The sequence below is a fragment of the Actinacidiphila bryophytorum genome, assembly GCF_016916835.1.
GTDB lineage: Bacteria > Actinomycetota > Actinomycetes > Streptomycetales > Streptomycetaceae > Actinacidiphila > Actinacidiphila bryophytorum.
In genome coordinates this window covers 111517-125158 of sequence record NZ_JAFFIX010000020.1, presented here as the reverse complement: position 1 = coordinate 125158, position 13642 = coordinate 111517, and the positions used below count along the sequence as shown (strand labels likewise).

The 13642-nt window shown below is 72.8% G+C and carries 10 protein-coding genes; 7 read left to right on the top strand and 3 right to left on the bottom strand.

Annotated elements, in window-relative coordinates; genetic code table 11:
- Window positions 1–94 precede the first annotated feature (94 nt).
- The 3 genes from JT723_RS25575 to gnd all read left to right on the top strand — a co-directional run bounded on the left by JT723_RS25575 (window position 95) and on the right by gnd (window position 3447).
- Window positions 95–928, top strand: a complete 834-nt coding sequence (locus JT723_RS25575; RefSeq protein ID WP_205047162.1) for an HpcH/HpaI aldolase/citrate lyase family protein — start codon at window positions 95–97, stop codon at window positions 926–928.
- 81 nt (window positions 929–1009) lie between these two features.
- Entirely contained in the window at window positions 1010–1807 is a 798-nt protein-coding gene (locus tag JT723_RS25570; protein WP_251512664.1) for a thioesterase family protein, read from the top strand.
- Between the two features lie 140 nt (window positions 1808–1947).
- Complete coding sequence (gnd, locus tag JT723_RS25565) at window positions 1948–3447, top strand: NADP-dependent phosphogluconate dehydrogenase (RefSeq protein ID WP_205047128.1); 1500 nt, start codon at window positions 1948–1950, stop codon at window positions 3445–3447.
- Between the two features lie 369 nt (window positions 3448–3816).
- On the opposite strand, the gene JT723_RS25560 is transcribed toward gnd, so the two are convergent.
- A complete protein-coding gene (locus JT723_RS25560) occupies window positions 3817–5049 on the bottom strand; it encodes an ROK family transcriptional regulator (protein ID WP_205047127.1) in 1233 nt (410 codons plus the stop codon).
- A 220-nt stretch (window positions 5050–5269) separates the two neighbouring features.
- On the opposite strand from JT723_RS25560, the gene JT723_RS25555 reads away from it, so the two are divergent.
- Genes JT723_RS25555 through JT723_RS25540 form a run of 4 tightly spaced genes read left to right on the top strand, consistent with a single transcriptional unit; the run spans window position 5270 to window position 11552 of the window.
- Window positions 5270–6652, top strand: coding sequence for an extracellular solute-binding protein (locus JT723_RS25555; RefSeq protein WP_205047126.1), 1383 nt, complete (start codon window positions 5270–5272; stop codon window positions 6650–6652).
- Window positions 6649–7551: a carbohydrate ABC transporter permease gene (locus JT723_RS25550; RefSeq protein ID WP_372441379.1), complete on the top strand. Its 903-nt coding sequence runs from the start codon at window positions 6649–6651 to the stop codon at window positions 7549–7551. The genes JT723_RS25555 and JT723_RS25550 overlap by 4 nt, the downstream gene beginning before the upstream one ends.
- Window positions 7551–8447 (top strand): carbohydrate ABC transporter permease, encoded by an 897-nt coding sequence (locus JT723_RS25545; protein ID WP_205047125.1) that lies wholly within the window; start codon window positions 7551–7553, stop codon window positions 8445–8447. Before JT723_RS25550 ends, JT723_RS25545 begins: the two co-directional genes overlap by 1 nt.
- A gap of 48 nt (window positions 8448–8495) precedes the next feature.
- Window positions 8496–11552: an alpha-mannosidase gene (locus tag JT723_RS25540; protein WP_205047124.1), complete on the top strand. Its 3057-nt coding sequence runs from the start codon at window positions 8496–8498 to the stop codon at window positions 11550–11552.
- Between the two features lie 45 nt (window positions 11553–11597).
- On the opposite strand, the gene JT723_RS25535 is transcribed toward JT723_RS25540, so the two are convergent.
- Together JT723_RS25535 and JT723_RS25530 are read right to left on the bottom strand one after the other, a co-directional pair.
- Window positions 11598–12458 (bottom strand): DMT family transporter, encoded by an 861-nt coding sequence (locus JT723_RS25535; RefSeq protein WP_205047160.1) that lies wholly within the window; start codon window positions 12456–12458, stop codon window positions 11598–11600.
- A gap of 199 nt (window positions 12459–12657) precedes the next feature.
- Complete coding sequence (locus tag JT723_RS25530; protein ID WP_205047123.1) at window positions 12658–13617, bottom strand: SDR family NAD(P)-dependent oxidoreductase; 960 nt, start codon at window positions 13615–13617, stop codon at window positions 12658–12660.
- Window positions 13618–13642 lie beyond the last annotated feature (25 nt).

The following is a 13642-nucleotide window of genomic DNA, read 5'->3' as shown; positions in this document are numbered from 1 at the left end:
CGGCCCGAGCCCGCAGGACGCGGCGCCCGGCCGTACGCCTACGGGCACCGTACCGGCCCCTGCCGCGGCGGGCCGGCGGCAGGCCGCCGAGGAGATCCCCGTGACCTGGCTGTACGCGCCGGGCGACCGTCCCGAGGTGGTGGCCAAGGCGCTCGGCTCCGGCGCGGACGTGGTGCTGGTCGACCTGGAGGACGCGGTGGCGCCGGGCCGCAAGGGCTACGCGCGGGCGGCGACCGCGGAGTTGCTGGCCGAACGGGCGGTCGGCCCCGCCGTACATGTCCGGGTGAACGCATTGGACGGCCCGCTGCTGGCCGCGGACCTGGCGGCGCTCGCCGGGCTGCCGGGCCTGGGCGGGGTGCGGCTGCCGAAGGTGGGGTCGGCCGCGGACGTCGCGCGGGTGGTGCGGCTGCTGCGCGAAGCGGGTGACGCGCCCGCGCTGTATCCGCTGCTGGAGTCCGCGCTCGGGCTGGAGAACGCCTTCGCCATCGCGACCGCGGACCCGGCCGTGCGCGGGGTCGCGCTCGGCGAGGCGGACCTGCGGGCCGACCTGGGCCTGGCCGGCGAGGACGCGCTGGAGTGGCCGCGGGTCCGTACGGTGGTGGCGGCCCGCGCCGCCGGACTCCCGCCGCCCGCCCAGTCCGTCTACCCCGACGTCCGCGACCTGCCGGGGCTCGCGGCCTCCTGCCGGGCCGGCCGGGCGCTGGGCTTCCTCGGGCGCGCCGCGATCCACCCGCGCCAGCTGCCGGTGATCGAGCGGGCCTACCTGCCCTCCGCCCAGGAGGTCGCAGCGGCCCGCGAGACGGTGGCGGCTGCCGACGCGTCCCCGGGCGCCCTCGCACTGCCCGACGGCCGCTTCGTCGACCCCGCGGTGGTGGCCGGCGCCCGCAGGATCCTCGCCCTGTCGGCCCGGGCCGAGTCCCGGTCCTGACACCTGCGGCGGGCGGCCCGCCGGGGCGGCGCAGCGGGTCGTTACGATCGGCGGCGGGTGTCCCCGGCGGAGGAGTTCGGTGTGAGCAGTGCGGCGTTCTACCGGAGCCTGGGCGGTGGGCGGTATGCGAGTTCCGGGGCGACCGCGGGGCCGTGGAGCCCCGGGACGCAGCACGCCGGGCCGCCGTCCGCGCTGGTCGGACGGCTGATGGAACGCCACGGGGCCAGGCCGGGCATGCGGATCGCACGGGTGACGGTCGACCTGCCGCGGCCGGTGCCGGTGGACGACCTCGACGTGGAGGTGGCGACGGTCCGCGCGGGTGAGCGCACAGAACTGCTGGAGGGCAGGATCACCTCGCAGGGCCGGGAAGTGCTGCTGGCCCGGGCGTGGCGGCTGGTCGCGGCACCCGACGACACCCCGGCGCTGAGTCCGCTGGCGCCCGTACCGCCGCTGCCGGGACCGCAGCCGCCGCAGACGATGGCGGGGGCGTACCTGGACGGCTACGTCTCCGCGATGGAGTGGCGCTTCCCGCCCGCGGCTCCCGGGGCTGCCGAGCCCGGCTTCGACACGCCCGGGCCGGGTACGGCCTGGGCGCGGCAGCGGATCCCGCTGGTGGAGGGCGAGGCGGACACCCCGCTGACCCGGGCGCTCACGCTCGCCGACAGCAGCTGGGCGGTCGGCTTCGAACTCGACCACCGCCGCGGCCTGGTCATCAACACCGACGTCACCCTGCTGCTGCACCGCGACCCGGTCGGCGAATGGATGTGCCTGCGCTCGGCGACCGCCGCGGCGGCGGGCGGCTCGGGACTGGCGCAGGGCGAACTGCACGACGGCACCGGGGAGTGCGGCAGGATCCTGCAGACACTGCTGGTCACCTGACGGCCGCCTGACTTTGAAGGGTACGTCCGACGCGCCGCGCCTCGCTGCCCGCGAGTGGTCCTTCGGCCATAATCGAGCGCAGGGAGCAGCCTGTAGCACCGTCCCGCACGGCATCCGGCGACACGACAAAGGGTGGACCCATGGCCTCCGCAGACCAGGCGGCGCAGAACAGCAAGGGACCGGGCGGCGGCACGCCGCAGGGCACGGCGCAGATCGGGGTGACCGGGCTGGCCGTGATGGGCCGCAACCTGGCCCGCAACCTCGCGCGCAACGGATACGCCACCGCGGTGCACAACCGCACCGCAGCCCGTACGCGTGCGCTGGTCGAGGAGTTCGGCGACGAGGGCACCTTCGTACCCTCCGAGACCGCGGCGGACTTCGTGGCCTCGCTGGAGCGGCCGCGCCGCATCATCGTCATGGTCAAGGCGGGCGAGCCGACCGACGCGGTGATCGAGGAGTTCGCGCCGCTGCTGGAGCCCGGCGACATCATCGTGGACGCGGGCAACGCGCACTTCGCCGACACCCGGCGCCGCGAGAAGGACCTGCGCAAGCGCGGCATCCACTTCGTCGGCAGCGGCGTCTCCGGCGGCGAGGAAGGCGCGCTGCACGGCCCCAGCATCATGCCGGGCGGCTCCGCCGAGTCCTACCAGGCGCTCGCGCCCATGCTGGAGGCCATCTCGGCCAAAGCCGAGGACGGCTCGCCGTGCGTCGCCCACATCGGCCCCGACGGCGCCGGGCACTTCGTGAAGATGGTGCACAACGGCATCGAGTACGCCGACATGCAGCTCATCGCCGAGGCCTACGACCTGCTGCGGCACGCGCTCGACCTGCCGCCCGCCAAGATCGCGGAGGTCTTCCGCGGCTGGAACCAGGGCCGGCTCGACTCCTACCTCATCGAGATCACCGCGCAGGTGCTCGCGCACACCGACGCCGACACCGGCAGGCCGTTCGTCGACGTCGTGCTCGACCAGGCCGAGCAGAAGGGCACCGGGCGCTGGACGGTGCAGACCGCGCTCGACCTCGGGGCGCCCGTCAGCGGCATCGCCGAGGCGGTCTTCGCCCGGTCCGTCTCCGGCCACGCCGACCTGCGCGAGGCTGCGCGCGAACTGCCGGGACCCACCCCGACACTGCTGGACAGCGCGGCCTACGACCGCTTCGCCGACGACGTCGAGCAGGCGCTGTACGCCTCGAAGATCGTCGCCTACGCGCAGGGCTTCCACCAGATCGCGGCCGGCAGCGCCGAATACGGCTGGAACGTCGACCAGGGCCGGGTCGCCGCGATCTGGCGGGCCGGCTGCATCATCAGGGCCGCCTTCCTCGACCGGATCAGGTCGGCCTTCGACGCCAGGCCCGACCTGCCGACGCTGCTCATCGACGAGCACTTCGGCGAGGCCCTGCGGGGGGCGCAGAGCGCGTGGCGGCGCGTGGTGAGCACGGCCGCCGAGCTGGGCATTCCCACGCCGGGCTTCTCCGCCGCGCTCGCCTACTACGACAGCCTCCGTGCGGAGCGGCTGCCCGCCGCGCTCATCCAGGGGCAGCGCGATTTCTTCGGCGCCCACACCTATCGCCGGACCGACCGGCCCGGCTCCTTCCACACCCTCTGGGCGACCCCCGACCGCCCCGAAGTCACCCCTTCCTGACCCCCGCCCTCCCGGGCGCCCCGGGAGTGGGTGCCCCTTGCTGCGACGTCGCCTTCTTCCCGCCGTCGTGGCTGGTCGCGCAGTTCCCCGCGCCCCTGCGGGTTGCCCTCTCGGAGGAGGGCGAGCGTTTTCAGGGGCGCGGGAAACTGCGCGCCCAGCCCGAGGAGCGGGAAGGAAGCACCGCCACAGCAAGTGGCACCCACCGAGGGGCGCGGGGAACTGCGCGCGCAACGCACCACCCGGGGGAAAGCCGACCGCCCACCGCAAGGGGCAGGGCCTGAGGGGCGCGGGGAACTGCGCGACCAGCCACGACGGCGGGAGAGACGCGACGCCACCGCAAGTGGCACCCACCTACCCCCCACCCCCAGCCTACGGCTGGGTCAGCATGCGCCACCCCGGCGCATAGTTGCCGTGCAGGATGAGGGACGCGGCGCCCACCGCCCCCACGGCCTCGCCGATGACACTCTGCTCGACGGAGATCCGTCGAATGGCCCGGGCCACCGACATCGCGTTGACCGCCGCGTCGATCTCCTCGCAGATGACCGGCTCGATGCCGCGGAAGGCCTCGCCGCCGAGGACGACGCGGTCGACGTCGAGGAGGGCGACGGCGCCGCGTGCGGCCTGGCCGAAGCGGCGGCCGGCGCGGCGGACGACGTCGACGGCGGCGGGGTCGCCGCGGCGTACCGCCTGCCGCAGGGTCTTCCAGTCGCGGTGGACGCAGTCCGCGGCGCCGGTGAGCCCGATGCGCTCGGCGGCAGCCCGCCCGTGCAGTTCGAAGAGTTCGCCGATGACGCCGGCGGGGCTGACGTAGGGTCCGACGCAGTTGGTGCTGCCGCAGTCGCAGGTGATCCCGTCGGCGTCGACGGCGATGTGGCCGAACTCGCCGGCGTTGCCCGAGTCGCCGTGCAGCACCGTGTTGTTCAGGACGATGCCCGCGCCGACGCCGGTGCCGAGGTAGATGAACAGGAAGCTGCCGGCCCGCTCCTTGCCGCCGATCCAGCGTTCGCCGATGGCCGCGGCGGTGGCGTCGTTGTCCATGGCGACGGGCATGCCGGTGGCGGTCTCGAACATCTCCCGCAGCGGGACCCGGCCCCAGCCGGCGAAGTTGGGCGGTGAGACGACGGCGCCTGCGGGGCCGTCGATGGGGCCGGGGGCGGCGATGCCGGTGCCGAGCAGCCGGGCCGGGTCGATGCGGGTCCTGGCGGTGAGCCGCTGGGCCGCGGCGGCGATCCTGGTGACGAGGTCGGCGGGTTCCGCACCGTCGGGGAGTTTGACCCGGCGGTCGGCGAGTACCTCGCCCGCGAGGTCGACGACGACGATCACCGCGGCGTCCGGGTCGAGTTGGACGCCGACCGCGTAGGCGCCGTCGGCGCGCGGTGAGAGCAGGGTGCGGCGCTTGCCGCCGCTGGAGGGGGCGTAGCCGGACTCGGTGACCAGTCCCGCGTCGAGCAGCCGGCGCACCACGTTGGAGACGGTCTGGCTGGTCAGGCCGGTGAGCGGGGCCAGTTCGACCCGGCTGACCGGTCCCGCGGTGCGTATCGCGTCCAGGACGACCGCCTGGTTGTACCCCCCGACCCGCGGAAGGTTGGTTCCCTGTGTCACCCTTCCCCGCCTCCTCTTCCGGCCCCCCGGCGTGCCACGCGGCGCGGCTGTCGGCGAAGTTTACATGTCACATGCGTTGACTTACTCAATCCATTGGATTTAGCTTCGCCGACATGCCAGGGCACGGGCGCCCTGCTGATTCGGGGTCGTCCCCACCGGGCAACCCCCGCGCTGCCCGCAACCGTTGCGGGCCGACTCGGGTTCTTCACCGGAGGCATACGTGCGAACGAGACTTCTCGCGGCGACCGCCGTAGCGGCCGTCACGACCGTGTGTGCGGCAACGTTGTCAGGTTGTGGATCCGGCTCCGGCAGCTCCGGCAAGACGATCAAGGTCGTCTACCAGCAGCAGCTCAACAACAGCAACAAGGTCCAGGCCGGCTTCCTCGGACCGATGGTCGAGCAGTTCGAGAAGGCCAACCCCGGCACCACGGTGAAGCTCGTCCCGGTGACCGCGAGCGAGAACGACTACTACACCAAGATCCAGCTGATGATGCGCTCCCCCGCGACCGCGCCCGACATGGTCTACGAGGACACCGCCACCATCAACTCCGACGTCGCGGGCGGCTATCTCAAGCCGCTGGACAGCTATCTGAACACCTGGCAGGACTGGGGCAGTTTCGCGGCTCCCGCGAAGGCCGCGATGAAGTACGCCCCCGACGGCAAGACCTACGGTGTGCCCGACAACACCGACACCCGCGGCATCTGGTACAACAAGCAGCTCTTCGCGCAGGCCGGCATAGCGGTGCCCTGGCAGCCGAAGACCTGGGCCGACGTGCTGACCGCGGCCCGCACCGTCAAGGCCAAGGTGCCCGGGGTGACACCGCTGAACGTCTACACCGGGGTGGCCGGCGGCGAGGCGTCCTCGATGCAGGGCTTCGAGATGCTGCTGTACGGCACGCCCGCGGCCAACGACTCGCTGTACGACACCAAGCAGCAGAAGTGGGTGGTCGGCAGCAAGGGCTTCAAGGACGCGCTGGGCTTCGTGCACACCGTCTTCGGTGAAGGCCTCGGCCCGTCCGCCCAGCAGGCGCTGGGGGCCAACTTCCAGGCCGCGGTGGGCACCGAGATGATCCCGCAGGGCAAGCTGGCGATCGACATCGACGGCTCCTGGATGCCCAACAACTGGATCCGCACCGGCCCCAAGCCGTGGCCGCAGTGGCAGACCACGATGGGCATGGCCGCGATGCCGACGCAGAACGGCCAGGGCAGCGGCAAGGTCAGCATGTCGGGCGGCTGGGCGTGGTCGATCCCGGCCAAGGCGAAGAACCCCGACCTGGCGTGGAAGTTCACCCAGTTCCTGGAGTCGAAGGCCAACTCGGCCCGGTGGAACAGCGTCAACGCCACCATCGCGGTGCGCACCGACGTGGCGACCGACCCGACGTACCTCAAGGCGCTGCCCACCAACGAGTTCTTCAGCGCGCTGGTGCCCGACACCTTCTACCGGCCCGGCCTGCCCGCGTACACCCAGGTCTCCAGCGCGATCCAGAAGGCCATGGAGGCGGTGACGACGGGTCAGTCGTCGGTGGACAAGGCGGCCGGCACCTATGACAGCGACGTGAAGACCGCGGTCGGCGACGGCAAGACCGTCCAGGGCGCCCGGTGACCACCTCCGCCGCCACCGCCGGGCCGCGCCGCGGCCGGGCGGTGGGCGGTCTGCTGCGCGGCATGCCGCTGCTGCCCGCGGTGGTGCTGCTCGCGGTGTTCCTGGCGGGGCCGATCGCGTACTGCGTCTACTACGCCTTCACCGACATGCAGCTCACCGGTGCGTCCGGCACGCACTTCGTGGGCTTCGACAACTTCACCCGGGCCTTCGGCGACTCGGACTTCGTCAACGCCGTCGTGCTGACCCTGGTGTTCGTGGTCGGCTCCGCCGTCGTCGGGCAGAACACCCTGGGGCTGGCGCTCGCGGTGCTCATGGAGAAGGCCGCCCGCCCGGTGCGTGCGGTCACCAGCACCGTGGTGATCGCCGCGTGGGTGCTGCCCGAGGTGGTGGCCGGCTATCTGATGTACGCCTTCTTCTTCCAGCAGGGCTCGCTCAACGCGATCCTGCGCGGTCTGCACCTGCCGCAGCAGAACTGGCTGTACACGCTGCCGATCCTGGCGGTGTGCATCGCCAACGTCTGGCGCGGCACCGCCTTCTCGATGCTGGTGTACTCGGCGGCGCTGAACGACGTGCCGCAGGAGCTGGTCGAGGCGGCCGAGGTGGACGGCGCGGGTCCCTGGCAGCGGCTGTGGCGGGTGACGCTGCCGGTGATCCGCCGCTCGGTGATGACCAACCTGATGCTGATCACCCTGCAGACGCTGTCGGTCTTCGGCCTGATCTACACCATGACCCGCGGCGGCCCGGGCAACAAGACCGAGACGCTGCCGGTGTTCATGTACCAGCAGGCCTTCACCAGCAGCCTGATCGGCTACGGAACGGCCGTCGCGCTGGTGCTGCTGGTGGTGGGCGCGCTGTTCTCCGCCGTCTACATCCGCATGCTCAAGATGGAGGAGGACTGATGGCCGTCACGAGCAGTCCACGGACGGTACGGGTCCGCCCCGCGGCCGACCGGCAGGCGGTCCGCGGAAGGAGCGGGCGGCGGGTGGCGACCGGGCGCGTCGTCGTCAACGGGTCGCTGCTGCTGTTCTCCGCGCTGTATCTGGTGCCGCTGGTGTGGATGCTGCTCGCCTCGGTCAACGCGCACGGCAGCTTCAAGCTGACCGTGCCCTCGCCGACCGGGGCGAACTTCCGGCAGATCCTCAACACCGACACCACCTACCGGCCGATGCTCAACGGCCTGCTGATGTGCGGCGGCGGCACCCTGCTGTGCGTGGTGTGCTCGGTGCTCGCCGCGTATCCGCTGTCCCGGTTCAGGTCGCGGCTGCGCAGGCCCTTTCTCTACACCGTCCTCTTCAGCACCGGGCTGCCGATCACCGCGGTCATGATCCCGGTGTACAGCATGTTCGTGCAGGTCAACCTGATCGACTCGATGGCGGGCACGACGCTGTTCCTGGCCGCGGCGGCACTGCCGTTCGGGATCTGGCTGATGAAGAACTTCATGGACGGTGTGCCGCTGGTGCTGGAGGAGGCGGCCAGGATCGACGGCGCCAACGCGATGCAGGTGCTGTGGCGGATCGTGCTGCCGCTGATGTGGCCCGGTGTGATCGTGGTGACGATCTTCACCTTCATCGGCATGTGGGGCAACTTCTTCGTGCCCTTCATCCTGCTGCTCTCGCCGGAGAAACTGCCCGCCTCGGTCAGCGTGTTCACCTTCCTGAGCGCGCACGACCAGACGCAGTACGGGCAGTTGTCGGCCTTCTCGATCATCTACTCGATCCCCGTGGTGATGCTCTACCTCGTCCTCGCCCGCCGGCTCGGCGGCGGCTTCGCCCTGGGCGGCGCGCTCAAGGGCTGACCTCCCGTCACGACCACCGACACTCCCGACACACGGGAAGGCTTCGCCATGCACACCGACCCCGCCATCATCGAGCAGCGGCTGGCCCGCATGCTCAGCCAGCGGCTGCGACCCGCGGTGCACGCGCGCTGCGTGCCGCTCACCGTCGAGGTCTGGCACGTCCCCGGCGAACCGGTGCCGGTCGCCGCCGGTCTCGCCGCCGACCACGGCCCGGCCCGGGTCGGCGACCGCTGGGGGCCGGCCTGGTCGACCAGCTGGTTCAAGGTCAGCGGCCGGATACCGCAGGAGTGGGCGGGCCTGCCCGTGGAGGCCGTGCTCGACCTGGGCTTCGGCACCACGGACCCGGGCTTCTCCGCGGAGGGCCTGGTCTACCGGCCGGACGGCACCGCGGTGAAGGCACTCAACCCGCGCAACACGCATGTGCCGGTCACCGCGTCGGCGGCCGGCGGCGAGCAGGTGACGTACCACATCGAGGCCGCGGCGAACCCGGTGGTGATGCACTCGGGTCCCGAGCAGCTGACCTTCTACCCCACCGCGCTCGGCGACCGGGCGGCCTGGCTGGCCGAGGCCGGAGCCGAGGGGGACCGCGACCCGCTCTACCGGCTGCGCCGGATGGACCTGGCCGTCTTCGACGCCGGTGTCTTCGAGCTGGTCCAGGACCTGGACGTGCTCGGCCAGTTGATGCACGAGCTGCCGGCGCAGTCCACCAGGCGCTGGCAGGTGCTGCGGACCGTCGAGCGGGCGCTGGACGCGGTCGACCTGCAGGACATCGGCGGCACCGCGGCCGCGGCGCGCGAGGTGCTGGCCCCGGCGCTCGCCGCACCCGCGACCCCCGGGGCGCACCGCATCTCGGCGATCGGCCACAGCCACATCGACTCGGCCTGGCTGTGGCCGCTGCGCGAGACCGTGCGCAAGGTCGCCCGCACCGTCTCCAACGTCACGCAGCTGATGGACGACCACCCCGGTTTCCGCTTCGTGATGTCGCAGGCGCAGCAGCTGGCCTGGCTCAAGGAGCACCGTCCCGAGGTGTACGCACGCGCCCAGGAGAAGGCCGGGACCGGGCAGTTCCTGCCCGCGGGCAGCCTGTGGGTGGAGCCGGACACCAACATCACCGGCGGCGAGTCGCTGGTGCGGCAGTTCGTCCACGGCAAGCGCTTCTACCTGGAGGAGTTCGGCGTCGAGACCGAGGAGATGTGGCTGCCCGACACCTTCGGCTACAACGCGGCACTGCCGCAGCTGATGAAGCTGGCCGGGGTGCGCTGGTTCCTCACCCAGAAGATCTCCTGGAACACCACCAACAAGTTCCCGCACCACACCTTCTGGTGGGAGGGCATCGACGGCACCCGGATCTTCAGCCACTTCCCGCCGGTCGACACCTACAACAGCGACCTGTCGGGTGCCGAAGTGGCGCACAGCGAACGGAACTTCCAGGACAAGGCGGGCAGCGACCGGTCGCTGGTCCCGTTCGGCTACGGCGACGGCGGCGGCGGACCCACCCGGGAGATGATGGCGCGCGCCGACCGGCTCGCGGACCTGGAGGGCTCGCCGCGGGTCGCGGTGGAGGCGCCCGCTGACTTCTTCGCAAAGGCCTTCGCCGAGTACACGCACGCCCCGGTGTGGGTGGGCGAGCTGTATCTGGAGTTCCACCGCGGCACCCTGACAAGCCAGTTGGCGACCAAGCAGGGCAACAGGCGCAGTGAGCACCTGCTGCGGGAGGCGGAGCTGTGGTCGGCGACGGCGGCGGTGCGGACCCGGGCGGCGTATCCGTACCAGGCGCTGGACCGGCTGTGGAAGACGGTGCTGCTGCACCAGTTCCACGACATCCTGCCGGGCACGTCGATCGCCTGGGTGCACCGCGAGGCCGAGCAGACCTACCGGGAGGTGGCGGCTGAGCTGGAGGAGCTGGTCGGAGCAGCGCAGCGGGCGCTGGCGGGCCCGCCGGGGCAGCAGGGAGAGGTGGTCTTCAACGCCGCCCCGCACGCGCGCGGCGGTGTGCCCGCGCTGGGCGCGGCGCCCAGGACCCGGGCGCCGGGGCGTACTCCCCCGGTGGCCGACGGCGACGGCTTCGTCCTGGACAACGGGCTGGTGCGGGTGGTGGTCGACGGCCGCGGCCTGGTCACCTCGGCGTACGACATCACCGCGGGCCGCGAGGCGCTCGCGCCGGGCTCGGTGGGCAACCTGCTGCAGCTGCACCAGGACTTCCCCAACCAGTGGGACGCCTGGGACATCGACGCCTTCTACCGCAACACCGTGCGCGACCTCGACCAGGCCGACGAGGTAGGCGTCGTGGACGGCGGGGTGCGGGTGGTGCACACGGTCGGCGCGTCGCGGATCGTGCAGACCCTGACCCTGGAACAGGGCGCCCGGCGGCTCGACATCGAGACGCTGGTCGACTGGCACGAGCGGGAGAAGCTGCTCAAGGCGGCCTTCCCGCTGGACGTGCGGGCCGCGCACTCCACCGCGGAGATCCCCTTCGGCCAGGTGGAGCGGCCCACCCACACCAACACCAGCTGGGACGCGGCCAAGTTCGAGGTGTGCGCGCACCGCTTCCTGCACGTCGGCGAACCGGGCTGGGGCGCCGCCCTGGTCAACGACTCGACGTACGGCCACGACGTCACCCGGGACGTACGCCCCGACGGCGGCACGACGACCACGGTACGGCTGTCGCTGCTGCGCTCGGCCCGCTTCCCCGACCCGCAGGCCGACCAGGGCACCCACCGGCTGCGGTACGCCCTGGTGGTGGGCGTCGAGCCGGCCGACGCGGTGCGCGAGGGCCACCATATGAACCTGCCGGAGCGCACGGTGCCGGGCAGCGCGGTGGTCGAGCCGCTGGTCGCTCTCGACCAGGACGGGGTGGTGGTCTCGGCGGTCAAGCTGGCCGACGACGGCTCGGGCGACGTGGTCGTACGGCTCTACGAGGCGTACGGCCGCCGGGTGCGGGCCACGCTGACCCCCGGCTTCTCGCTGGGCGGTGCGGTGGCGACGGACCTGCTGGAGCGCCCGCTGCCGGACGACGCCAGCCACGAGGTGGCCGGCTCCGGGGTACGGCTGGTGCTGCGGCCCTTCCAGATCCTCACCCTGCGCCTGGCCGTGCGGCGCGGCTGACGCGGTCGGCGTCCCCACTCCCCTGGGGGCGCCGGCCGCCCCGGCTCAACTGCCGAGCTCCCCGGTCAGCGGCACCCGGGACAGCCGGAAGGTGCCCAGGGTGATCAGTGCGACACCGGCCAGCTCCGGCAGGATCCACCAGCCGGTGCGGATGTGCTCGGCGTAGACCAGGACGCCCAGCAGCAGACTGACGGTGGCGTCGCCGAGGGTCAGCGCCGGCTGCGAGGCCGCGATCGACCCGGCCTGCAGCGCGTTCTCCAGCAGGAAGACCGCGGTCACCCCGCACACCGCGAAGCCGTACGTCTGCCAGGCCGCCAGGAAGGCGCCGAAGCCGTCGTCGGAGAAGGTGTTGGCGGCCGACTTCATCAGCGCGGCGGTCAGCGCGTTGGCCACCGCGGCCCCGGAGCCCAGCAGCGCGGCACGGGCCGCCCCAGACGGCCGGTGCCGTGCGGCGCCGACGGCGAAGGCGGTCGCGGCCACGCACAGCACCACCGCGGGGATCCACCGGGCCATCGGCGCCTGCGGCTCACCGCCGTCGGGTGCGGCACTGGCCAGGGCGAGCACCAGCCCCGCGACCATGCAGCCGACCGCGGTCCAGCCGGACCTGGGCAGGGTGCGCTGCAGCACGGGCAGGGCGATCAGCAGCGCGAAGGGCAGTTCGAGGATGAAGACCGGCTGCGCCAGCGCCAGCGGCCCGGTCACCAGGGCCAGCGCCTGGAAGAGTGCTGCGCCGACGACACCGCAGATGCCCAGCAGCCACACCGGCTGCCTGGCCAGGTCCCGCAGCAGCTGCGGGCGCAGCGCGTCCTTGGCGGGCACGGCGAGCGCGGCCTTGCGCTGCAGCACCGTCCCGGTCGCGTTGCTCGCCGCCCCCAGGAGCGCGAAGAACACGCAGAGCACCAGCAGGGTCGGCCTCCGGGCAGGTCATGGCACCGGCGCGGAGCGGGGCGCCGGGCGCGGGAGGGTCCGCGGCGGGCCGCGGACGTCTGTCCGCCCCAGCATCCGCCGTCCCGCCCGCCCGGCCGCCGACCGGCCGCGCCGACCTGCGGCCCTTCACCCGTTCGGCACGTGCGCCCCGGGGGCGTGCGACCCCGGGGCGCCGCCGTCAGCTCGCGAAGGCGTCGACGCCGGTCAGCTCGGCCGACAGCGCCCACAGGCGGGCGGCCTGCTCGGGGTCGACGGCGTAGTCGCGCACCCCGCCGCGGGTGTCGCCCTCGGCGGGCACCGCGATGTCGCAGTCCTCCAGGTAGACCCCGCCGAGCCCGTCGAGCGCGGGCGAGGTCGCCGCCCACACCTGGGTGGCGGCGCCCTCCTCGGGGGACTTGAAGCCGGTCGGGTCCACCGGCTTGCCGTCCTCGTCGATCCAGCCGAGGGCGACCATCTCGGACTTGGGCAGGTGCCGCTGCAGCGGGGTGAGGATGCCGCCCGGGTGCAGGGCGAAGGCGCGCACGCCCCGGCCTGCGGCGAGCGTGTCCAGGTGCCGGGCGAACAGCACGTTGGCGGTCTTGGCCTGCCCGTAGGCCTGCCACTTGTCGTAGTCCTGCTCGAACTGCACGTCGCCCCAGCGGATCGACGACAGCCGGTGGCCGCCGGAGGACACCGCGACCACCCGGCCGCCGCCGCGCTCGATCGCCGGCCAGAGCCGGTTGACCAGCGCGTAGTGGCCCAGGTGGTTGGTGGCGAACTGGGCCTCCCAGCCGGGACCCACCCGGGTCTCGGGGCAGGCCATGATGCCGGCGCTGTTGATGACGATGTCGATGCTGCGTCCCGTGGCCAGGAAGCGGTCGGCGAAGTCGCGGACGCTGTCGAGGTCGCCCAGGTCGAGCCGGTCCACCTCGACGCCGTCGATCCCGGCCAGCGCCTCCGCCGCGGTCTCCGGGCGGCGGGCCGGCACCACCACGTGGGCGCCCGCCTTCGCCAGTGCCCGGGTGGTCTCCAGGCCGATGCCGGAGTAGCCACCGGTGACGAGCGCGAGCTTCCCGGTCAGGTCGATGCCGCTGAGGACCTCGTCGGCGGTGCTGTGGGCGCCGAACCCCGAAGCGATCGGCTTCTGTGGCGTAGTCATGTTCCGAGGCTAGGAGCTGGAGTGC

Bases quoted from the DNA above. Each gene is read 5' to 3' on its own strand.
- gnd (WP_205047128.1), top strand. From the start codon at position 1,948: ATGGCCTCCGCAGACCAGGCGGCGCAGAACAGCAAGGGACCGGGCGGC.
- JT723_RS25545 (WP_205047125.1), top strand. From the start codon at position 7,551: ATGGCCGTCACGAGCAGTCCACGGACGGTACGGGTCCGCCCCGCGGCC.
- JT723_RS25540 (WP_205047124.1), top strand. From the start codon at position 8,496: ATGCACACCGACCCCGCCATCATCGAGCAGCGGCTGGCCCGCATGCTC.
- JT723_RS25530 (WP_205047123.1), bottom strand. From the start codon at position 13,617: ATGACTACGCCACAGAAGCCGATCGCTTCGGGGTTCGGCGCCCACAGC.